A 22,324-nucleotide genomic window follows, 5' to 3' on the forward strand; every position below is an offset into this window, starting at 1 on the left:
GGCCAACAACACCTGGCGCGCGGCCGCCGCAAAGAACCATTGGATGCGTCACCGCATCCAACGTGCGCGGCGCCCGCAGGCGGCCGCGCGCCGTCATCACTTCTGCGCGAACGTCACACCCTTCAGGCGGATCATGCCATCGGGATACGGCGTAAAGCCCTTGACCTTCTTGGCCATCACGAACGGCCACGGCTGGTAATAGTTATACACGCCGGGCAGTTCGTCCTGGATGATCGTCTGCGCCTTGTCGTAGATTTCCTTGCGGCGGGCCTCATCCGGCACGGTGCGTGCTTCATTCAGCAGCTTGTCCACTTCCGGGTTGCAGTAGTGGCCATCGTTCAGCGCGCCCTTGCAGGTCACGAAGGCGTGGATGTTGCCGTCGGGATCAACGCGCCCCGACCAGCCCAGCATCACGATCTGGAAGTTGCCGCCCGACGATTCCTTCTGCAAGGCCGCGTATTCGGTCGGACGCAAGGACAGGTCGAAGCCCGCCTCGGACGCCATCGCCTGGACGATCTCGGCGATGGAGGACGTGGTGGTGTTGTTGCCAAACACCAGCTCGGCCTTCACGCGCTCGAAGCCCGCCTGCTTCAGTAGTGCCTTGGCCTTGGCCACGTCGCGCTGGGTGACGGGGAACTTGTCGCTGTGATAGGGGCTTGCCGGCGGGAACGGCTGCTGGGCGGGCACGAAGATGCCGCCGCCCGCCACGTCGTTGATGGCGTTGCGGTCCAGCGCAAACTGGAACGCCTGGCGCACCAGCTTGTTCTTGAACGGATTGTCCTCGGCGCGCTTGCCGTTGCCCACGTTGAACATGAATTGCTGGAAGCCCAGGCCCGCCACCGGCGCAAACGTCAGGCTGGCGTCGTTCTTGACTTGCGGCGCATCGGACGGGTTCAGGCGTTCCAGCATGTCCAGGTCACCGGCGCGCAGGTTCGACAAGCGAACCGTGGTGTCAGGAATGGGCAGGAAGGTCAGGCGCTTGAAGGCGTAGTCCTTGGCGTCGTAGTACTGATCAAACTTTTCCAGCACGATGCGGTCGTTCTGGATGCGTTCGACGAACTTGTACGGACCCGAGCACACGGGTTTGCGGCCCACGGCGGCCACATCGGCATCCGTGAAGGACTTGGGCGACAGCATCATGCCGGCCCGGTCGGACAGCTGGGCCAGCAAGGTGGCGTCCGGCTTCTTCAAGGTCAGGACCAGCGTGGCCGCGTCCGGCGCGTCCACTTTTTCAACCGATGCCAGTTCGCCCTTGCGCAGGCTGTCCGGCAGCGTCATGGCGCGTTCCAGGTTGGCCTTGGCCGCGGCCGCATCGAACTTGCTGCCGTCATGGAACAGCGCGTCTTCGCGCAGCTTGAAGGTCAGCACCTTGTTGTCGGGGCTGAACGACCACGACGTGGCCAGCTGCGGGACGAAATGCAGCTTGGGATCGATGTCCACCAACTTGTCGCACAGCGACGTGAACACGATGCGGCCAACGTAGGTGCGGGCGCGGTGCGGGTCCAGGACATCCGGGTCTTCTTGCAGCCCGATGCGGATGTTCTGGGCGCACGCGGCGCCTGCGGCCAGCGCCAGCACGCTGGCGCCGAAGGTCAAGGTCAAGCGTTTCATTGTGTTGTTTCCCCTTGTAGCTTGCGAGCTTTGTGTTTAGAAGCCGACTGCCTGGCCGTCGCGGCGGCTATCGCTGGCGGCGACATAACCCAGTTCGTTGTCGTTTTCCGACATGCGCCAGATGAACTGCCCGGCGCCGAAGTCCATGTACGGATCGTCAACAGACTTCAAAGCATGCCCCAGGTCTTTCAAGCCCGCAATGGTGGAAGCCTGCATGTTGGTCTCGATATCCAGCGTGAAGTCGCGGTTGACCTTCCAGCGCGGCGCGCAGCAGGCAGCCTGCGGGTTCTGGTGATAGTCGATCATGCGGACCACCGTCTGCATGTGGCCTTGCGGCTGCATGTCACCGCCCATCACGCCAAAGCTCATGACCGGCTTGCCACCGCGCGTCAGGAAACCCGGGATGATGGTGTGGAACGGGCGCTTGCCGCCTTCGACCACGTTGGCAGACTTCGGGTCCATCGAGAAGCCCACGCCGCGGTTCTGCATGCTGATGCCGGTGCCCGGCACGACCACGCCCGATCCAAAGCCCATGTAGTTGGACTGGATGAACGAGATCATCATGCCGTTTTCGTCGGCGGCGGTCAGGTAGATGGTGCCGCCCGCATGCGGACGGCCTGCCTCGAAATGGGTGGCCTGGTCCAGGCGGATCAGCTTGGCGCGGCTGTCCAGGTAGGCGTCCGACAGCATTTCCTCAGGCGTCACCTGCATGGCGCGCGGATCGGCCACGTACTTGTACAGGTCCGCGAAGGCCAGCTTCATGGCTTCGATCTGGATGTGCTGCGATTGCACGGAATCCACGGGAATGTCGGACATGTCGAAGCGTTCGACGATGCCCAGCGCGATCAGCGCGGCAATGCCCTGCCCGTTGGGCGGGATTTCGTGCAGTTCGTAGCCCCGGTACGACTTGGAGATGGGTTTGACCCAGTCCGGGCGGTAGTTGCGCAGGTCTTCCAGCGTCATCGCGCCACCGCACTCCTTGCTGAAGGCGGCGATGCGTTCGGCCAGTTCGCCTTCATAGAAGTCGCGGCCCTTGGATTCGGCGATGCGACGCAGCGTGTTGGCGGCATCCGGGAAACGGAAGTGCTCGCCGACCTTGGGCGCGCGGCCTTCCGGCAGGAACGCCTGGGCGTAGCCCGGCTGCGACTTCAGTTCTTCGGCAGCGGCGGCCCATTTGTGCGCCACCACTGGCGGCACGGCGTAGCCGCGCTCGGCGATTTCGATGGCGGGTTCAAACAGTTGTTCAAACGGCAGCTTGCCCAGCTTTTCGTGCAGGGCGGCCCAACCGGCCACCACGCCCGGCACCGTCACGGCATCCCAGCCGCGCTTGGGCTGAATGGCCAGGCCATCGGCGCCCACGCCGTACTTGCGCTTGAAGTATTCCGTGTTCCAGGCGGCCGGCGCCACGCCCGACGAATTCAGGCCATGCAGTTCCTTGCCGTCCCAGACGATGGCGAAGCAATCGCCGCCCAGGCCGCAGGACACCGGTTCGACCAGGACGATCGTGGCGGCGGCCGCGATGGCGGCGTCCACGGCGTTGCCGCCCTTGAGCAGCATGCGCAGCCCCGCTTGGGCCGCCAGCGGGTGCGACGTGGAGACCACGTTGCGCGCGAACAGCGGGATGCGTACGGAAGGATACGGGTTGCCCCAGTCGAAGGATTTCATGTGGCTTGTCTCATAACGGTTAAGCAGGCGAAGGTACTCTCGTGATCTAATTAAATCAATTTGATTTTTTGTTCCGTCATAAAAGAAAATTTTATGAGTACCATCCGATTTTTGCGCACTTTCCTGGCTGTGGCTCACCACGGCTCTTTTTCCGAAGCCGCCGAGCAAGTGGCCCTGACCCAGGCCGCCGTCAGCTTCCAGATGCGCTCACTGGAGGCGGAACTGGGCCGGGAACTGTTCGACCGCAGTGGCCGCCTGGCTATTCTTAACGCAGCCGGTCGGGAATTGCTACCCGAAATCAAGCATTTACTGGATTTATACGACCGAATGAGATTGCCGCGCACCGTGCCCGGCGAACTGGCGGGCGCGGTCTCGGTGGGCAGCATCGTGTCCTGCATGGGAACCCTGTCCAAGGTCGTGTCAGGGCTGAAGAAAGCGCATCCCAAGCTGGACGTGCGCATCCTGTCGGGCAAGGCCAGCGAGCTGGCCGGCAAGGTCGAGGACGGTGAACTGGACGCGGCATTCCTGGTGGAAGCCGGCCGCAAGATGGCCAGCACGCGCTGGACCGCACTATATGAAGAGCAATTGGTCGTGATCGCCCCGGCCTCGGCGGCGGGCAAGGATGCCCGTCAGGTATTGGCGAACAACCCCTTCCTGCGCTTTGACCGCACGCAGCGCACGGGCTTGCAGATCGACCGGCTGCTGCGGCGCCTGGCGGTGCCGCTGAATGAATTCCTGGAACTCAACGCCATCGAGACGTTGGTGGAACTGGTACGGCAGGAAGTGGGCGTGACCCTGCTGCCCCTGATCAACGGATCCAACTGGCAGCACAGCCCGGAACTGCGGATCCTGACATTGCCGGAAGATTTAGGCCCGCTTTCGCGGGCCATCGGCATGCTTGAACGGCGCGAGCACGCGCGCCAGGGCATCACGGCGGCGATCTGCGAAGCGTGCGCCACGGCCTTCCGGGCGCGCGAACCGCAAACCGCCGCCTAGGGCTCAAGTCGCCATCGCCGGGTCGGTTACCGACGCCTTGCCGGTTTCGACGCGGCCCGCAAAGCGGCGCAGGTAGGATGGGTCTTCAGCCAGACGCACCGTGAAATCGTACCAATGGCCGCTTGACTCCAAGGCCCAGTGCTGCTCGACCTTATTGCCTGCGGGCACGGTCAGCGTCCAACGCTCGTTGTTGCTGTAGTAAGCATTGGGCGTGACTTCAAACGTGCAGGCGTCCTTGCCGCTGTTGATGAAGCTGACATAGACGTCGCCGTTGGCGATGTCGTAGCAGACGCGGATTTCGGGGTCCAGCTCCGACGTGCGCGCCAAGGCCAGATCACCCGCGAACTGGCGGTGATAGCCGTTGGGGCCCAGCACCCACAGGTCGTACTTGCCGCCGTCGGCCGCCGTGTCCCAGCTGCCTTCCAGTTGCTTGTCCGCTTCCACGGTATAGCGGCGCGGCATGCGGTCCAGATGCAGACGGTCATAGACGTGGAACACCGCTGCCTGCTTGCCCGTGTTGGAGAACACCAGCCACATGTTGCCCGTGCTGGGCTGGCTGCGGCCGCTGGTGTGCAATTCGTAGGGCAAGGCGCGCGAGTAACGCACGCCCTTCTCCTGCACCGGCTTGGCCTGGGTGCTGGGATCGGGCAGCGGCACTGCGGTCAGCGCCTGCTGGTCGGCCCGCACCTGGTCCGCGCCCGTGCGGGTCAGGATGTTCAGGTCGGGCAGCTTTTCGTCATTGGGCGTGGCGAAATTGAAGGCCGAGGTCATGTCGCCCAGCACGGCGCGGCGCCACGGGCTGATGTTTTCTTCCGCCACGCCAAAGCGGGCTTCCAGGAAACGCAGCACAGACGTGTGATCGAACGCCTGGGAATTGACCCAACCGCCACGGCTCCACGGCGACACCACATACATCGGCACGCGCGGGCCGGGACCGTAGACGCGGCCGTCGAACTTATCCTGCGCCGAGCTGTGCGTGTGGCGTTCCAGATCCGTGTTGACGGTGGAGGCGCCTATCATGGCGTCCTCGTCAGTCAGCGACGGTGCGGCAGGCGGCGGCACGTGATCGAAGTAGCCGTCGTTCTCGTCGAAGTTGATCAACAGGACGGTCTTGCTCCAGACGTCCGGGTTCGACGTCAGCGCATCCAGCGTTTCCTGGATGTACCACGCGCCCTGGACGGGGCTGGAAGGACCGGGGTGCTCGGAATAGGTGGCGGGCGCCACGATCCACGACACCTGCGGCAGCCTGCCGTTGTTGACGTCGTCGCGCAGGGCTTGCAGGAAGCCGCCGTCGGGCATGGTGTTCGCCGTGCCCTTGTACAGCGGGTTGGCGGCGTCCATGCTGGGCGTCCAGGCCGGATACGGCGCACCGCTGGCGGCGTTGCCGGCCTGCTCGTTGGCGCGGCGGTACTGCTGGAACCCTGCCAGCGGGTTGTCGCCAAAGTTCTCGGGCAGGTTCTGGTACACCATCCAGCTGACGCCGGCTTTTTGCAGCCGTTCCGGATAGGTCATCCAGGTCCAGCCGGTGGTGGACGCGCCCAGGCTGTCCCATTGGTTGCGGGTGGACGGGCCGTTGCCTTGCGCCAGCGGATCGTTGGTGCCGGTCCAGTGGAACAGGCGGTTCGTGTTGGTGCCGCCGTGCGTGGAACAGTGATAGGCGTCGCACAGGGTAAAGGCTTCAGCCAGCGCGAACTGGAACTCCACCTCTTTCTGGCGGTAGTAGCCCATCGATTGGTTCTGCTTGTAGCGCGGCCACTCAGACATGCGGCCACCGTCCCAGGCCAGTTGCGCATCCAAGTAATCGTGCGGCGTGCCGGAGACGCGCTGGGCGTTGCCCTGCGTGCTGTCCAGGTGATACGGCATCACCACGCGGGTGCCGTTGGTCTGTTCCCAGACCGAGCGGTTCTGCGGCAGCGGGATCGTGAAGCGGTCGCCAAAACCGCGCACGCCCTTGTAGGTGCCGAAATACATGTCGAACGAGCGGTTTTCCTGCATCAGGATGACCACGTGTTCAACGTCATTGATCGTGCCGGTGCGGTTGTTGGCCGGGATGGCCAGCGCGCGACGGATGGCGGGGGGGAACATCGACAGCGCGGTCAAGCCAGCGGTCGAGGCCGCGGCATTGCGCAGGAAGCGGCGCTTGCCAGCGTGGATCGGGTCTTTTTCGGACGTCACGGATGCTATTCCTAGGGATCTGAGGGGAGCGCGGCTCAAGGCGCGCAACGCAATTCGGGCTTGACCGGGGTGGGCGGCACGGGCGTGGGCGTTTCGGTGCCGCCGCCGTTGTCGGGCTTCTCGTCATCGCCGTCATCGCCGCCGCACGCGGCCAGGGTGGCGGTCAGCATCAGCACCGCGCCGATGCGCAGGAAACCGCGCAGGATCATGGACTTGCTCATGGTTTTTCTATCCTTGGAACATCAGGGAAACAGTTCGGAAACGGACTTGCCGGACATGGACAGGGACTTCACTTCGTCCTCGGTCAGCGCCCGCGACCAGAAGGCCAGGTCATCGAAATTCATCGTGTAAGGGCCCTTGGTGCCTGCGCAGCAGATGCCGTAGGTGCCGCGGCCGTCTTCGTTCAGGCCAATGTGCGGGCCGAACACGCCAGCCACTTGCGCCAGGTTCACCGAACCCGTGCCGACCGAGCGGCGCGAATAACCGATGTCCTTGTCATAGACGTAGGCGGTCATGGTCTTGGCCGTCTTGTCGATGGTCATGGCGATGTAGACCGGCTTGTTGGGCGTGAACTTGACCCCGTTGATATCCACCCGCGAACCGCCGCCCGCCAGGTTGAAGCGCAGCTCGGGGCCGGCCCACTGGGCGATGGTGATGCCAGGATTGCCGCCGGAGTTGTAGTCCTTGTTGCCCAGGATGGAGCGGTCGTTGGCCGTGCCGTCGGACTGGTACCAGAAGCCGATCGTGAAGACCTGCAAGGTATCGAGCAGACCTGCGGGGTAGTCCAGCTTGAAGGCGCCCAGGGCGGCCGAGCCGCGCTCGTTCTGGAACATCTTGCCGAAGATCCCGGTATTGGCGTAGGCCGGAACCTGCACGCCGTCATACGGCGTGATCGCGCCGCCACCCGCCGCCACATCAGTCACATTGCCTTCAAACGGGAACAGCATCGTCAGGCCGGTGCGCAGCGAAGCCAGCAGCGGCACGGGCTTGGCATAGACCACCGTGGCGCGCGTGGCGCTGACGGCATCACCCGCCGACACCGTGTAGTTCAGGCTATGCACGCCTTCGGTATCGAACGAATATCCCGTGTCGGCATATTCGGTGGCGGTGCCAGGAACGCGAGCCACTTCGACGCCATCGCGGCTGACCACGATGTCGCCTTCCGGTTCGCCCACGCGGATCCAGGTAAGCGTCACGGTCTTGTTATCCATCGACGTGCGGGCGGCCACGCGGCGCAGCGCCAGGGATTCCGAGAGCGCCGTGCCGGCCATGTCGTACTTGCCCGCAGCGGGCAACGCGCTCAGGTGGGCCAACACCGTCGGCGCCACATCGGCTGCGCTGGGCAGCGCATACCAGTTGCTGTCCCACACGCCGTCGAACGACGCATCATCCGACGTGCCGCCCAGGATCGTCGGCTGGTTCGTCGCCAGCATGATGGTCTTGTTGGCCGACAGCGGCAGGCCGTCAGCCACGCCCGTCTTGCCCAAGCCATGGCTCGTGGCCACCACAATCAGCCAGTTCTCGTTGGGATTCGCGGCACGGCGGTCGGCGATCTGCTTGGTCAAGACGCCCACGGCAGCGTCCGTCTGGCGGATCACGGCCTGGTAGTTCGTGCCAAAGCCGTTATCCGAAGCCGCGCGCGCCGGCGCTCCAAACTGAGCCACGACCACGTCATAGCCTTCCGTGATGCGATCGCGTGCCTGCGTGGCGACGCAATCGTCAACGCCCGCGCAATCCGTCAAGGCTTGCAGATAACCGGCATCGCGGTCGTTGGCGACCAGCCCGGCGACCAAGGGCGAATTGAAGGCGCCTGCCATGCGGGCGTCGGGGTGCGCCGTCTTCACGCGCTGGAACAGGCTGGGCGCCTTGACGGCCTGGGCCGTGGCGTTGGACCGCACGCCGTGCACGTCGGCCCACTGGCCGGTCAACAAGGTGGCCCAGCCGGGCACTGTCAGGGTGGGCTGTTGTGTGACGCCACCCGTCACGCCGCCTGTCCAGGCGCGCGTGACGGTCAGTTGGCCGATGTTGGGCAGGGTATTGTCGACCACGCCACGGCGCATGGCGTCGTACGTCAGGCCATCGACGCCAATGAACAATACCTTCTCGACCGCCGGCTTGCCCGGCTCGGTCACCGGTGGCGTCGTGGGAGGAACCGGGGTGTCCTCGTCATCGTCGCTGCCCCCACAGCCCGCCAATGCGCTGGTAGCCAGCAACATGGCGCACCATCTTCTCCAATTCAATGCTTGCATGCTTGTCTTCTCGTTTCATGGACAGGGTTTTACGCTGCGCACATAGTGGCGGTTCAACGTGAAGGCGCCATGAAACGAAGAGCAGAAAGCTTGATCGACGGATCAGGATTCTTTTGCGAAAAAAGCAGGATCGCCGGCCATGAAAAAGGACCGGCAAGCCGGTCCCGAAAACTGAAGCCGGAGCGGCACTTGCGGCCGCCCCGTATTGCCTGTGGCGACGCGCGCCGCCCGGCGCGCTCAGGCGCCGATCTTCACGCCGGTCAGGTAGCCGACCGATGCGCCGAAGCCGTCCTTGTAGTTGGCCTTGACCAGCGGTTCAAGCGTCGGCCGCACCACGGCGTGGATGCCGCCCCAATCGGCCGCATGCTGGAAGTTGCTGGTGATGTAGGTCCAGCCGTTGATCTCGTCCACGGCTTGCAGGCCGGTGGATTCCGCCGCCACCGGGCACGACAGCAAGCGCGACAAGGCCTTGGTGTCGACGTTGTACGCCCACATGAAGTTGTTGACGTGGCCGCCACTGTCTTCACCCACGAACAAGGTACGCAGCTTTTCCGAGAACTTCAGGTTGTCGGGATTCGAGATGAAATTGGCATCATGCGTGTTGCCCAGTGCATCCGGCGTGGCCAGCGGCTTGCCGATCAGTTCCGTCACGGCGCCCATGTCCACCGGCACCCATTCGCTGTCGATCGCGCCGCCATCGGTATCCACCTGCCCTGCTTTCATGTGCAGCTGGTAGACCGCGCCTGCGGAGTTGGCTTCGACCTTCAGGCCCGGGACCTTGCCGTCGATCATCGACGATTCGACGCGGGACATGGCGCTGTAGGCGATCTTGTCCTTGGCATTGACGGTCGTGCCTTCCATCTTGGTGAAGGCCAGCGTGCCGCCCACCAGCGCCGCATAGCGGTGCGTTTCCAGGAAGGCCGCGGCCTGGCGACGGCCCGGTTGCAGCTTGACCCAGTTGTCCTTGCCGCTGTAGCGGATCTTGGTGAACGCGGCATCCAGCGGATCGGCGGTGCGCACGTCCATGATGTCGGCGGCCGCCAACTGATCCGCCAACTCCTTGACTTCGGCGCTGGTGGCATGGCCCAGCTTGATCCACTTCAGCGTGCCGGCGCCCGGGCCCGTGCCCGACGTCTGCGTCCATTGCGCCACGTACAGCGAGCCCGCCGACAAGTCGGCCTTGCGATCGGCCACGAACATGAACAGACCGCCGTTGGTGGCGTCGTCGCCCATCAGCGCGGTGCGTTGGTCAGGCATCACCTGCACCAGTTCGTGCGAGATGCGGCCCATGCAGTAGTGCTTCTTGATCGAGCCCGTGCCGTCGGGAAGCACCGTCACTTCGGGCATGTGGCCGTAGTGGTACGGGTTTGCCTTGGTGGGGTCGCCGTAGACGTTCTGGCTATAGGTCTGGAACGACGCCGTCGTGCGGGCGGTGGTGGCGTCCGGTTCGTACTCTTCGCTGGACAGGTGGGTGCCCCAGGGCGACAAGCTGGCGCCACAGGTGATCCACAGGCCATGCACCGATGCGGTGTCCACGTTGCTGTACTTCACCAGGCTGAGCTTGCCCGTATTCGGGTCTTGCGACAGGGTCAGCACGGCGATCGGCGACGGCAGCAGGCCGTACATATCGTTGCCCGCCTGATCCATCGACTGGTATTCAAATTGCACCACGGCGTAGACCGCGTTGCCTGCCACGCCGGCGACCTTGGTCGGCTCGGACAACGCCAGCAACGACGTGCCGTCAGGACAGTTCGAGAAGAACTGGCGCACCTTGGCGGGCACCGAGTTGTCCATGATGGGTGCGCCAGCCAGGTTGAAGTAGCCGCCAGCGACCATCGTGCCGCCCTTGCCGTCCGGCACGTTGTCGCCGGTCATGAAGAAGGACTCGTAACCCAGTTCGACGTTGCGCTTGGAGCCGTCGCTGAAGGTCAAGGCCAGCGCCGAGCTTACGGTCGTGCGGGCCATCAGTTCCGGCGTAGCCAGCGTCGGCGCGGGCATCGACGTGAACGCGGCGGACGTGAACGTCACCGGCGTCGTGGGCGGATTGGGATTGGGATTCGGGTTGGGCGAACCATCGCCATCATCGTCGTCGTCGCTCGAATTACAGCCGGCCAACAGCGCAGCCATGCTGACACCGCCGATCGGCAGCATCGGCGCACCTCCCAGCATCTTCAGGAGTCGGCGGCGATTGGCTTGATTCGTATCTTGCATGCGGGTGTCCCAGTTGGATCGGATGGATGCTCGCCCGGAAGGGTTGAGCGTTGCCCCGCATGCTAGATAAGCGCCGTGTAAGCGCAGTGACAGAAAGCTGTATGGAAGCTGAATCAAAGAGGAATTTCTTATCTCGGTGTTGTCATGAACAACCGCTATAGTCGGGCGCGTCGCTTTCTGCATCCGCTACGGCCCTCATGTCTTTTTCCTTGCGCCTTTCCCCGCCTTCCGCGCCCGCCACGTTGCGCGTCCTTGCCGTGCTGGCGCTTGCCGCCGGCCTTGGCGTCTGGGCCGCCGTGCTGCTGGCGCCGCGCCCCGGCCCGCTGCCGCCCGCCGTGTCGGCCGCCGCGCCACGCGCAGCCGACAACACGCCGGTGGCGTTGTGGTTTGGGAAGGATGAAGTGATGCGCACACAGATCAGCGTGCTGGGCTTGATCGCGGCCGGACCCGATGGCGCGGCCGTGCTAAGCGTGGATGGCGGCCCGCCGCAGGCTTATCGCGCAGGCGGCGAAGTGGCCCCGGGCATCGTGCTGCGCGAGATCACGGTCGACGCCGTGACGGTGGAGCAAGGGGGAAGATTGAACCGCCTGGCAACGCCCGCCGCGTTGGCGGCGCCGGCGGGGATTGCAAAAGCGAATTGAACGTCAGTGCGTGGTGGCAATGCCTGCGGATTCGGCGGCGCTTCCTTTCAAGCGCCCGTCGATCAGCGCTTGCGGCCGGCCGGTCGGCCCATTTGCTTGCGGCCTGCCAGGTTTGCCAGGGATGACCCTGCCGGCTTTTGGGTGGCGGCAGCCTGCTTCTTCTGTTGAAGCGCCTTTTCAACCAACGCCGCCAATCCAGTCGAAGACTTCTCTTTTGTAGCCATTACCGCTCCTTGTAGAAGGGCCATGGTAGCAGGCGGGCGGCGGGGCAACGCATTACTGTCATATTTCATGTCCACAATTCCGTGCTTCTACTGAAGACCGGAGTTGCAAAGTGCGTCAGTTACCGCGTGGGCTCGCCCGCCAGCAAGGTTTCACCCTGATCGAAATCATGGTGGTGATTGTGATCATGGGGATCCTGGCGGCCCTGATCGTGCCTCGCGTGCTGGACCGCCCCGACCAGGCCCGGCAGGTCGCCGCGCGCCAGGACATCGCGGGCATCATGCAAGCGCTGAAACTGTATCGGTTGGACAACGGCCGCTATCCCACCACGGCGCAAGGCTTGCGCGCGCTGGCAGAGAAACCCGACGGCGCCAACAACTGGCGCGGCTATCTGGACAAACTGCCCAATGACCCCTGGGGCCATCCGTACCAATACCTGAGCCCCGGCGTCAAGAGCGACATCGATGTGTTCTCGTTCGGCGCCGACAACAAGCCCGGGGGAGAAAACGGCGATGCCGACATTGGTTCCTGGGAGCTCTGAACGCGGCTTCACGCTGGTGGAAGTGCTGGTGGTGTTGGTGATCGTGGCCATCGCGGCCAGCATGGTCAGTCTGTCCATCGGCAAGCGCGACAACGGCCTGCGCAACGATGCCCAGCGCCTGGCCGACGCCTTCACGGTGGCGCAAAGCGAGGCCCGCAGCGACGGGCGCCCTATCCGCTGGCTGGCCAACGGCCAGGGTTGGTCGTTTGAGCGTCAGGGGCGCCTGCCCGGCCCCAGCGCACAGGAAGACACGCCCGTGCCCGTCGACCACCTGGAACAAGATGAGATGCTGCGCCCCCAAACCTGGCAGGCGGGCGCGGTCCAGCTGCGGCTGGACCCCGACCGCCCGCTGGTCTTCAACACCGAATGGGTTGCCGCTCCGATGACGCTCGTTTTGCGCTCGGGGGACACCAGCGTCACCCTGCAACGCGATGCCGCCGGCCGCTATGACATCCGCTGAACCGCCCCGCCCCGCCAACCGCCAGCGGGGCTTCACCCTGATCGAGGTGCTGGTGGCCCTGGCCATCATCGCCGTCGCGATGGCCGCCGCCTTGCGCGCAACCGGCATCATGTCGGCCAACAACCGCGCCTTGCAAGACAAGACGCTGGGGCTGCTGGCCGCGCAGAACGCCTTGACCCAACTGCGGCTGGAACAGGCGCTGCCGCGCGCGGGCTCGCAAACGGTGCCCTGTCCGCAGGGCGGCCGCGCGTTGCAATGCGAACTGGTCTTCACCAATTCCATGAACCGCAGCTTCCGGCAGGTCTCGGTGAATGTCCACGACGCGGCGTCCCCGCATCCGGACACCGTGCTGGTGCAGCTGGACGGCCTGCTGTCGAACCTGCGATGACCGTGCGCCGCGCATCCCCTTGCCGCCCCCGGGCCACCCAGGCCGGCTTTACGCTGATCGAAGTGCTGGTGGCCCTGGCCTTGATGGCGCTGGTCAGCCTGATGGCCTGGCGCGGCCTGGCCAGCGTGTCCAGCGCCCGCGACTGGATCGAGAAAGAGGCCGAGGACACGGACGCCATCGTCCGCACTCTGGGCCAAATGGGGCGCGATGTGGATCTTTCCTACACCGGCCCCGCTTTTGATTCCGCAGGCAAGGACGCGCTGACCTTGACCAGCGGCCTGCGGCTGCTGCGCCGGACCAGTGGCGGCCAGACCCTGGAACTGCTGCGGCCCGATCCTGACGGCAACGGCTTGTGGCAGCGGGTGCAATGGCAGGTGCGGGCGGATGGCTTGTGGCGTGCCAGCGGCGCTGCGGCGCCGCGCAGCCCGCTACCGGCCGCGGTCAATGGCGTGCTGCTATTGCCCGGGGTGCGTACGCTGAGCGTGCGTGCCTGGATACCCGGCACCGGCTGGGTGGACGCGAATGCAAGCTTTGCGACGGCCCCCACCGGCATCGAGATCACCCTGGAGCGCGGCTCCGCCAGCGCCCCTCAGCGCTACACCCGCATCCTGGAGCTGCCATGAAGTCCAGCCCCTCGGTCCACGAGCGCGGCGCGGCGGTCATCAGCGCGCTGATCATCGTCGCCATCGTGGCGGCGCTGACCACCAGCCTGTTCCAGCGTCAGACCGCCAGCACCCGCCGCGTGGAAAACGAACTGGCCCGCGTGCAGGCCCGCGTGATGCTGGCGGGCGGCATCGACTGGGCGCGGCTGGTCATCCGCGATCACGGCAAACGCGAATCCACCACGCGGGGCGATCAGATCTGGGCAACACCCGTGCTGGATACCCGCATCGAACGGCCAGGCGATGATCGCGTGGCGGTGTTCTCCGGCAAGGTGCAGGACGAGCAGGGGAAATACAACCTGAGCAACCTGGCCCGCAACGGCGTCCCGCAACCCGAGCAGGAAAAGGTGCTGCGGCGGCTCTTGAACGTGCAGCAGTTGCCCGACTCCCTGGCTGGGCACATCATCGACATCATCGCCGCGGCCCAGCCGCCGGCGCAGTCGGCTGACTCACCGTCATCATCAAACGGGCAACCCATTTCGGCACCCGATGCACGCGCGCCATTGCCGCGCGGCGTGGACGAGATCGCTGCCCAGTTGGGGCTGGAACCGCCCGCACGCAATGAGATGCGCCGCACGATGACCGTGCTGCCGGTGGCCACCAGCATCAACGTCAACACCGCCCCCGCCGAGGTCATCGCCGCGCTGGTGCCCGGCCTGTCGCTCAGCCAGGCACGCGCCATGACCGGCGAGCGCGACCGCGGCAACTGGTTCAACAATGCCGGCGACTTCGCCAACCGCTTGAGCGGCACCGGCGTGGACACGCCCGCGCCCACCGTCACCACTGCCAGCGGCTGGTTCATGGCCAGCGGCACCGTGGTCTACGAACGCGCCCGCGTATCCATGCAAGCCCTCGTGCGCAGCGCCCCGCCGGCCGCCCCCGATACGATCTGGACAAGAGAAATCCCTTGAAAAACACCCCCACGCCACGCACTCTGCGCATCGCGCTTCCGGCCCTGGAGGAATTCAGCGCCGACTCGCCCTTGCCTTTTGCCTGGTTCGACCGGCGCGGCCATTGCGCGCAACAGGGCGAGTTGACGTTGCGGGCCATGGGCAATGCCTATCCGAACGCGGCGTGTGAAGCCGTGCTGCATCCCACGGACGTGATCTCCACCCAGGTGCAGATCCCTGCCGTCGCCCGCGCGCGCTTTGCGGCTGCGGTCCATAGCGCCTTGGAACCCCTGGTGCTGAGCGAACTGGACGCGCTGGCGATCGGCCACGGGCCGCGCGGCGCCGACGGCAAGGTCGCGTTGGCCTGGGCGCCGCGTGAACCCGTGCGCCGGGCATGGAGCCTGCTGAATGCGCAAGGCCTGCGTGCGCATGCGCTGATCGCCCCGCAGACCCTGGCGCCAGAATCCGATGCCCCCTTGCGTGATCCGGCCGACCCGCGTTGGCGGGCGCCCTCGCCCTCATGGTCGCTGGCCATGCCGCAACTGGCGCCCGCCCGCGTATCGCGCTGGCGGCCCGTCTGGCGCTGGGGCGCGGCGGCGGCCGTCGTCTGGATCGCCGGACTGAACATTCATGCCTCACAACTGGCCGCCGAAGCCGACGCCTTGAAGAACGGCATGCGCCAGCAAGTGTTGGCGGCCTTCCCCGAGCTGCCCGTGGTGCTGGACCCGGCCCGCCAGGCCCAGCAAGGCCTGGATGCGTTGCAGGCCAATCGCGGCTCGGCCAGCGCGGCCGACTTCCTGCCTCTGGCGCGCGCCGCCGCGCAGACGCTGCCCTTCGCGGCAGACAAAGTCGCCCGCCTGACCTATGCCGACCAAGCGCTGACCCTGCAACTGGCCGACACCGGCGAACAGGCCCAGCGTGTTTCTGAAACGCCCGCGCTGATCCAACAGGCCGCCGCGTTGGGCCTGAAACTGGAACGTGGCGACACCGACAACACCTGGCGCATTCTGCGCAAGCAACCATGACCTTGATTCAACGCCTGCAACACGCCTGGCAATCCGTTCGCAAACCCGTGGAGCCCGCGCTGGCCAGCGCGCGCCAACGCTACGCAGCCCTGGCCCCGCGCGAACGCCGGCTGGTGGCGGGCGCGGCCGGCCTGCTGGGCGCGGTCGTCGTCTTCGTCGGCCTGATCGAACCGCCCTTGAACACGATGCGCAAGCTTCAGGCTGAACTGCCGGCCTTGCGCACCCAGGCTGCCACCGTCGCCGACCTGACGACCCAGGCCCGATCCCTGCGTCAACGATCCGCCACGCCCACGGCCGCCTTGCCCACGCCATCGGAACTGGGCGCGAGCCTGGAGCGCGCAGGCCTGCCGCCGGGCGCATGGACGCTGGGGCAGCCGGAATCCGGCGCCGGCGTGCAACTGAGCTTGAACGAAGCGCCGTCATCCGCGCTGCTGCGCTGGCTGGATGGCGCGGGCCGAGACTGGGGTCTGGCCACGCCCAAAGTCGAACTGACCCGCGCCACCAACGTCAACGGCCGCCCGTTGCCCGGCCTGGTCAATGGCCAGGTGACGCTGGCCTTGCCGGAAAAGGCAGGAGCCCGCTGATGCCGCTGCCCCGAATCAACAAGCGGGCTGCCGCCCTGCTGCTGGCCAGTGGCGCCTGTGCCCTGGCCGCCGCCGTCAGCGTGCTGCCTGCGCGCTGGCTGCTGGCCCTGCAATCCGACACCTCCCTGGTGACGCTGGCCGATGCCAGCGGCACCTTGTGGCAAGGCAGCGCCTGGATCGCACTGGGCGCCAAGGGTGCGCAGCGGGTGCTGCCGCAAGCCGTGCACTGGCAATGGCGCTGGAATGCGATGGCGCTGGAAGTCTCGCACCCGTGGCTGCAAGGGCCCTTGCGCGCCCGCGTGGGCTGGACGGGGCTGTCGTTGCCGGCGCAATCCCTGCGCGTGCCCGCGTCGGTGCTGCCTGCCTTGGGCGCCCCCTGGAACACGCTGGCGCCCGAAGGCATGTTGGAAATCAGCTGGCAGCCGTTGCGCCTGGGCGGCGACCTGCCGTCCGGCCCCATCGCCGATCTGCGCTGGCGCAATGCCAGCACGGCGCTGACCTCGATTGCGCCGGTCGGCACCTATCTGCTGCGGGTGCAGGGCACCGGCAAGCCGGGTGCGACGCTAACGCTCAGCACCGAAAGCGGATTGCTGGCAGTAACGGGGCAAGGCAACGTGAATGCGCGCGGCGGCGTGAAATTTGACGGCCAGGCCACGTTCGCAGCGTCCGCCACGCAGGCCCAGCGCGCGTCGCTGGATGGCCTGATGTCCACCCTGGGCCGGCGCTCGGACGATACCGTGGTGTTCGGCACCGGCAAGTAGCCGGCGCCGTGGCCACACGCCGTAGCCGTACTACGCGCGGCGCTAGGCGTCGCGTGTCACCCGCACGATTTCCTCGGGCGAGGTCTGGCCACCGTCCACCCAGCGCTGGCCGTCCTGCCGCATCGTGCGCATGCCCGACGCCACGGCGGCCAGGCGCAGTTCGCGTTCGTCCCGGCCCTCGTGGATCAGTCGCCGTGCGTCGTCATCCACCGTGAACAGTTCATGGATGCCCGAGCGCCCGCTGTAGCCCGTATGGTTGCAAGTCGGGCATCCCACCGGATGGAACACCTGCTTGCCATCAAGCATCGACGGCTTCTTGCATTCCGGACACAGCTTGCGCACCAGTCGCTGCGCCAGCACGCCCAACAGCGATGACGCCAGCAGGAAGGGTTCTACGCCCATGTCCGTCAGGCGCGTCACGGCGGACACGGCGTCGTTGGTGTGCAGCGTGGCCAGTACCAAATGGCCCGTCAGCGACGCCTGCACCGCAATCTGCGCGGTTTCAAGGTCGCGGATCTCGCCGATCATGATGACGTCGGGGTCCTGGCGCAAAATGGCGCGCAGCGCCAGCGCAAAGCTCATGTCGATCTTGGCATTGACCTGCGTCTGGCTGATGCCTGACAAGTCGTATTCGATAGGGTCTTCGACGGTCAGGATATTGCTGGTGGCGGAGTCCAGCCGGCTCAACGCGGCGTAGAGCGTGGTGGTCTTGCCGCTGCCGGTCGGCCCCGTCACCAGCACGATACCGTGGGGCTGGCGGATCAATCGGTCCAGCTGCGTCAGCACCTCGGGACACATGCCCAGGCGTTCCAACTGCAAGCGCCCGGCCTCCTTGTCCAGCAAGCGCAGCACCGCGCGTTCGCCGTGTCCCGTCGGCAAGGTGGACACCCGCACGTCGATCGGCCGGCCCCCCACGCGCAAGGCGATGCGGCCGTCCTGCGGCAAGCGCTTTTCGGCGATGTCCAGATGGGCCATGATCTTGATGCGCGAGATCAGCGCGGCGTGCAATGCCTTGCGCGGCGACACCACATCGCGCAAGGTGCCGTCCACGCGATAGCGCACCACCGAATGGGTCTCAAACGGTTCGATGTGAATATCGCTGGCGCCGTCGCGCGCGGCCTGGGCGAACAGCGCGTTGATCATGCGAATCACGGGCGCGTCGTCTTGCGCTTCCAGCAAATCCGCCACTTCGGGCATGTCTTGCAGCAAGCGATCCAGGTCGATCTCGTTTTCGGCCACGCCCATGACCGACGCGGCATCCTCCGAATGGCTGTAGGCCGCTGTCAGCAAGGTTTCCAGCGCCTCGTCATCGATCTGCGCCAGCGCGATGTCGCCATGGCAACGCCGGATCTCGCGCACCGCCCAATCGGGGGTGCGCGGGCTGACCGTCAACTGCACTTGCCCCGCGCGCAGCGACAGCACGGCGCGTTGCGCGCGCGCCCAGGCATAGGGCAACGGATGCGCGCTCATAGCAGCGACTCGGGGTCCACCGCCGCTCCCATCGGCAGCGAATGCGACACTCGGAATGGCGCCGACGGATCGCGCTGGAGCGCCGTGCCCGGATACTGCCGCACCGCGAACGACTCCACCGTGGCGGGCGGCGGACGGCGCATCGTGGCCTCCAGCTGTTCCGGCCGCAGGTCATAGGCGTTGTTCGACACGGACGACGGGGAGCCCGGCGGCGCCAGCATCGGGGCCTGCATGTCGGGCAGCGCCCAGTGTTCCTTCGGCTGCACGGCCCCTTGCGCGCGGCGCATGTAGTCGTAGCGGTCCATGGTCACGCTGGCGCTGCGGTTCGCGTCACGCACGACGTAGGGGCGCAGAAAGACCATCAGATTGGTCTTCGTGCGTTTACGCGAGTCATAGCGAAACAGCGATCCGATCACCGGCAACGAACCCAGGCCGGGCACGCTATTGGTCGTCAGGGTCACGTTGTCTTCCAGCAAGCCGCCCAGCACGATGATCTGGCCGTCGTCGATCAGCACGCTGGTGTCGATGGCACGCTTGTTCGTGACGATGCCGGTGGTGGCGTTGGAGCGGCTTTCGTCGATGCTGCTGACTTCCTGATAGATGTCCAGCTTCACCGCGCCGCCCTCTGAAATCTGCGGGCGGATGTTCAGCTTCAGGCCCACGTCCTCGCGTTCGATCGTCTGGAACGGATTGGAACTGCCATTGCTGCCGGACGTGACGTACTGGCCCGTCACGAAGGGCACGGTCTTGCCGACCAGGATACTGGCCGACTGGTTGTCCAAGGTCAGCAGGTTGGGCGTGGACAGAATGTTGGCCTCGCCGGTGTTCTGCATGGCGCGAGCCAGCACGCCCAGATTGATGACCTTGTTGCCCAGCACGTCCACGGTGCCCTTCACCACGCCCAGGCTCAACCCGCTGCCCAGCGCGTCGATGGACGTCGGACCCGTGCCGGTGATGCCGCTGCCGCCCAGGTTGGTGCCGCCGATGAAACTGGTGCCGTTGCCGTTGATGTTGCCCGCGCCCGTCATCCACTGGATGCCGAACTCCGCGGCCTTTTGTTCGCTGACTTCCACGATCAGGCTTTCCACCAGCACCTGCGCGCGGCGCTGATCCAGCTGGTCGATCACTTCGCGCAAGCTGCGGTACAGCGGCTCCGGCGCCGAAATGATCAGCGAGTTCGTGGCGGGGTCGGCTTGAATCGTGGCACCGCCCGCCGAATACGACACGGCTTGCGAATTGTTGTCTTCCCGCGCGATCCGTTCCTGCTCACCCGACAAGCCGCCCTTGGACGAGCCCGACATGCCGGAAGACATGCCCTGCCCCGTTTGGTTGGTGTTGCCTCCCGTGCCGCTCTGCGGACGGGTGCCGCCTTGCGCGCCGCCCGCGGCTCCGCCTGCACCGCCGGCGCCGCCGTTGGCGCCCGGCGCGGCATTCGCCTGGCCGGTCAGCACGCCGCCCAGCACTTCGGCGATGCGCGTGGCCTGTGCGTTGCGCATGTAGACCACATGCAGATTGCCCGCGCGGTTCTGTTGCGCGTCCAGCTTCAGGATCAGATCGCGAGCCAGGCGCGTGCGCGCGGGGCTGCCCGAACGCACCAGCACGCTATTGCTGCGCGGATCCGCCACGACCGCAATGCGCTGCGTCGGATCGCTGCTTTGCGTGTCCAGCAACTGCGATGCCAAGATCGCGATATCGGTCGCAATGGCCGATCGGATGGGCACGACGTCCGTGTCGATCGAGCTGGGCACGTCGATGCGCGCGATGACCTGCGCGATCCGTTCCAGGTTGTCGGCATAGTCCGTCACCACCAGCGTGTTGTTGCCGGGATAGGCGTTGATGGGATTGTTCGGCGGCACCATGGGCCGCAACACCGGCACCAGGTTGGCGGCATTCTCGTATTTCAACGGGAACACGCGCGTCAGCATTTCACCGCTGCTGCTGCCTTTGGCAAACGTCGCCACGGGCACCGGCCCACGCGCGGCGCCGCCATTGGGCGTCCCGGACGCAGGCGTGGCCGGCCGCGTATTGCCCACCACCGCGCTGCCTTGCAGCTTGGCGTCGGCCTCGGGCACGACGCGCGTCACGCCGTCCACATCGACGATCGCAAAGCCCTGCAAGCGCAACGCGCCGGTCAGCATCGCCAGCGCCTGTCCGCTATCGACGGGCCTGTCAGACACCAGCGTGAGTTTTCCCTTGACGCGAGGGTCCACCAGGAAATTCCGTTGCGTGAACAGCGACAGCGCGCGCAACACGGCGGGAATGTCGGTATCGACGAAATTCAGGCTGACACGGTTGTCTGCCTGTTGGGCGTGGGCCGTGCTGATTGCCGGCCCGAGTTGGCCTGCTGCGAGCAAGACTGCAAGGCTGAACTGCGCGAGATGACGCATGACGAGATAGGTGCCTGAGACGTGAAATCGTGTGAAAAAACGTGAAATCGGGTCGGAGTATACGGGGTGACAGTGCAACACTACGGTCATATTTGACATGCAATATATTGGCTGGAAACCCTTTAAATTCGGGGCTCTTGCACGTTTTAGATTCGCGTGCGCCCCTTGCCTCGACAATGCCTTCCTTCCGTTACGAAGCGACTGACGCGCTTGGAAAAATCGTGCGCGGCACGATCGATGCCGACTCCGAGCGCGGCGCCCGCAACCAGTTGCGCGGCCGTGGCCTGTTGCCGCTATCCACCGCATTGGCCGCACACGCAGAAGGCTTGAGCGCCAGCTTTCGCACCCGCTTGTCGGACTCGGACCTGGCATGGCTGACACGCCAATTGGCCAGCCTGCTGGCCGCGCGCCTGCCGCTGGATGCCGCGTTGTCCGCAACGCTTGAACAAGCCGAGAAAAAGCACATCGCGGCCACGCTGGGCAGCGTGCGCGACGACGTGCGCGCCGGGCACCGGCTGTCCACGGCGCTGGCCGCGCGCCCGCGCGACTTTCCCGAGATCTACCGCGCGTTGATCGGCGCGGGCGAGGAATCCGGTGACCTTGCGCAGGTGATGGAAAAACTGGCGGACTACATCGAAGAACGCAACACCCTGCGCAGCAAGGTGATGACAGCGTTCATCTACCCCGCGGTCGTGGCCAGTGTGTCGGTCATCATCGTGATCTTCCTGCTGGGCTACGTGGTGCCGCAGGTGGTGTCTGCCTTCAACCACGCCAAGCAGCAGTTGCCGATGCTGACCCGCGTCATGCTGGGCCTGTCCGACTATGTGCGCGAATGGGGCGTGGTGACCGGCGTCGTGCTGGTGTTGCTGATCGCCTTGTGGCGCTACACCTTGCGGGCGCCGGCCGCGCGGCGGGCCTGGCACGCGCGTGTGCTGCGGCTGCCATTGGCGGGACGTTTCGTGTTGGGCGTGAACGCGGCGCGCTTCGCGTCCACCTTGGCGATTCTGTGCGGCAGTGGCGTTGCGCTATTGACCGCGCTGGATGCGGCCCGCCGCACGCTGAGCAATGACGTGTTGCGCCAGGCCGTGGACGAAGCATCGGAGCGCGTGCGCGAAGGCGCGGCGCTATCCGCGTCGTTGGGCGCGCAGAAGGTCTTCCCCTCGTTGCTGGTGCATCTGATCGCCAGCGGCGAAAAAACCGGCCGCCTGCCCGAGCTGCTGGACCGTGGCGCGCAGAATCTGTCGCGCGACCTGGAACGACGCGCCATGGCGATGACCGCGCTGCTGGAACCGGCGCTGATCCTGCTGATGGGGGGATTTGTGCTGCTGATCGTGCTGGCGGTGATGATGCCGATTCTGGAAATGAACCAACTCATCCGCTAGAAGT

General features: G+C 65.7%; 20 protein-coding genes. 11 read left to right on the plus strand and 9 right to left on the minus strand.

Annotated features, from left to right (window positions below; all coding sequences use genetic code 11):
* Positions 1-96 precede the first annotated feature (96 nt).
* Both HV753_RS06160 and ggt read right to left on the minus strand, forming a co-directional pair.
* On the minus strand, positions 97-1,611 hold the full coding sequence (locus tag HV753_RS06160) for an ABC transporter substrate-binding protein (RefSeq protein ID WP_175173496.1): 1,515 nt from the start codon (positions 1,609-1,611) through the stop codon (positions 97-99).
* 36 nt (positions 1,612-1,647) lie between these two features.
* Positions 1,648-3,276: a gamma-glutamyltransferase gene (ggt, locus tag HV753_RS06165; protein WP_175173497.1), complete on the minus strand. Its 1,629-nt coding sequence runs from the start codon at positions 3,274-3,276 to the stop codon at positions 1,648-1,650.
* A 93-nt stretch (positions 3,277-3,369) separates the two neighbouring features.
* On the opposite strand from ggt, the gene HV753_RS06170 reads away from it, so the two are divergent.
* Positions 3,370-4,272, plus strand: coding sequence for a LysR family transcriptional regulator (locus tag HV753_RS06170; protein WP_175173498.1), 903 nt, complete (start codon positions 3,370-3,372; stop codon positions 4,270-4,272).
* 3 nt (positions 4,273-4,275) lie between these two features.
* Here the strand turns inward: HV753_RS06170 and HV753_RS06175 are convergent, their stop codons facing one another.
* The 4 genes from HV753_RS06175 to HV753_RS06190 all read right to left on the minus strand — a co-directional run bounded on the left by HV753_RS06175 (position 4,276) and on the right by HV753_RS06190 (position 10,907).
* Positions 4,276-6,447: a phosphocholine-specific phospholipase C gene (locus HV753_RS06175; RefSeq protein WP_175173499.1), complete on the minus strand. Its 2,172-nt coding sequence runs from the start codon at positions 6,445-6,447 to the stop codon at positions 4,276-4,278.
* Between the two features lie 35 nt (positions 6,448-6,482).
* Positions 6,483-6,668, minus strand: coding sequence for a hypothetical protein (locus tag HV753_RS06180; protein ID WP_175173500.1), 186 nt, complete (start codon positions 6,666-6,668; stop codon positions 6,483-6,485).
* 21 nt (positions 6,669-6,689) lie between these two features.
* Positions 6,690-8,696, minus strand: coding sequence for an alkaline phosphatase family protein (locus HV753_RS06185; RefSeq protein ID WP_246288164.1), 2,007 nt, complete (start codon positions 8,694-8,696; stop codon positions 6,690-6,692).
* A 237-nt stretch (positions 8,697-8,933) separates the two neighbouring features.
* Positions 8,934-10,907, minus strand: a complete 1,974-nt coding sequence (locus HV753_RS06190; RefSeq protein WP_175173501.1) for a PhoX family protein — start codon at positions 10,905-10,907, stop codon at positions 8,934-8,936.
* Between the two features lie 197 nt (positions 10,908-11,104).
* Between HV753_RS06190 and HV753_RS06195 the strand changes: the two genes are divergently transcribed.
* Positions 11,105-11,548, plus strand: a complete 444-nt coding sequence (locus tag HV753_RS06195; protein ID WP_175173502.1) for a type II secretion system protein N — start codon at positions 11,105-11,107, stop codon at positions 11,546-11,548.
* A gap of 62 nt (positions 11,549-11,610) precedes the next feature.
* On the opposite strand, the gene HV753_RS06200 is transcribed toward HV753_RS06195, so the two are convergent.
* Entirely contained in the window at positions 11,611-11,841 is a 231-nt protein-coding gene (locus HV753_RS06200) for a hypothetical protein (protein WP_175173503.1), read from the minus strand.
* 41 nt (positions 11,842-11,882) lie between these two features.
* On the opposite strand from HV753_RS06200, the gene gspG reads away from it, so the two are divergent.
* From gspG to gspN, 8 genes are read left to right on the plus strand one after another with little or no spacing between them, the layout of a single operon-like run.
* Entirely contained in the window at positions 11,883-12,311 is a 429-nt protein-coding gene (gene gspG, locus HV753_RS06205; RefSeq protein ID WP_175173504.1) for a type II secretion system major pseudopilin GspG, read from the plus strand.
* Complete coding sequence (gene gspH, locus HV753_RS06210; protein WP_175173505.1) at positions 12,283-12,771, plus strand: type II secretion system minor pseudopilin GspH; 489 nt, start codon at positions 12,283-12,285, stop codon at positions 12,769-12,771. The genes gspG and gspH overlap by 29 nt, the downstream gene beginning before the upstream one ends.
* The gene (gspI, locus tag HV753_RS06215) at positions 12,758-13,159 is read left to right on the plus strand and encodes a type II secretion system minor pseudopilin GspI (RefSeq protein WP_175173506.1); all 402 of its coding nucleotides are present in this window, start codon (positions 12,758-12,760) and stop codon (positions 13,157-13,159) included. The genes gspH and gspI overlap by 14 nt, the downstream gene beginning before the upstream one ends.
* Positions 13,156-13,782 carry a PulJ/GspJ family protein gene (locus HV753_RS06220; protein WP_175173507.1) on the plus strand — a complete coding sequence of 209 codons (627 nt, stop codon included), beginning with the start codon at positions 13,156-13,158 and terminating at the stop codon, positions 13,780-13,782. The genes gspI and HV753_RS06220 overlap by 4 nt, the downstream gene beginning before the upstream one ends.
* Positions 13,779-14,732, plus strand: coding sequence for a type II secretion system minor pseudopilin GspK (gene gspK, locus HV753_RS06225; protein ID WP_175173508.1), 954 nt, complete (start codon positions 13,779-13,781; stop codon positions 14,730-14,732). Before HV753_RS06220 ends, gspK begins: the two co-directional genes overlap by 4 nt.
* Positions 14,729-15,736 carry a type II secretion system protein GspL gene (gene gspL, locus HV753_RS06230; protein ID WP_246288165.1) on the plus strand — a complete coding sequence of 336 codons (1,008 nt, stop codon included), beginning with the start codon at positions 14,729-14,731 and terminating at the stop codon, positions 15,734-15,736. Before gspK ends, gspL begins: the two co-directional genes overlap by 4 nt.
* Complete coding sequence (gene gspM, locus HV753_RS06235; protein WP_175173509.1) at positions 15,733-16,320, plus strand: type II secretion system protein GspM; 588 nt, start codon at positions 15,733-15,735, stop codon at positions 16,318-16,320. The genes gspL and gspM overlap by 4 nt, the downstream gene beginning before the upstream one ends.
* Positions 16,320-17,081, plus strand: a complete 762-nt coding sequence (gene gspN, locus HV753_RS06240; protein WP_175173510.1) for a type II secretion system protein N — start codon at positions 16,320-16,322, stop codon at positions 17,079-17,081. Before gspM ends, gspN begins: the two co-directional genes overlap by 1 nt.
* A 42-nt stretch (positions 17,082-17,123) precedes the next feature.
* On the opposite strand, the gene gspE is transcribed toward gspN, so the two are convergent.
* Together gspE and gspD are read right to left on the minus strand one after the other, a co-directional pair.
* On the minus strand, positions 17,124-18,551 hold the full coding sequence (gene gspE / locus HV753_RS06245) for a type II secretion system ATPase GspE (protein WP_175173511.1): 1,428 nt from the start codon (positions 18,549-18,551) through the stop codon (positions 17,124-17,126).
* Positions 18,548-20,938 (minus strand): type II secretion system secretin GspD, encoded by a 2,391-nt coding sequence (gene gspD, locus HV753_RS06250; protein WP_175173512.1) that lies wholly within the window; start codon positions 20,936-20,938, stop codon positions 18,548-18,550. The genes gspE and gspD overlap by 4 nt, the downstream gene beginning before the upstream one ends.
* A 176-nt stretch (positions 20,939-21,114) precedes the next feature.
* On the opposite strand from gspD, the gene gspF reads away from it, so the two are divergent.
* Positions 21,115-22,320, plus strand: a complete 1,206-nt coding sequence (gene gspF / locus HV753_RS06255; protein ID WP_175173513.1) for a type II secretion system inner membrane protein GspF — start codon at positions 21,115-21,117, stop codon at positions 22,318-22,320.
* Positions 22,321-22,324: the final 4 nt, after the last annotated feature.

The organism is Achromobacter pestifer (genome assembly GCF_902859625.1).
Lineage (GTDB): Bacteria > Pseudomonadota > Gammaproteobacteria > Burkholderiales > Burkholderiaceae_B > Achromobacter > Achromobacter pestifer.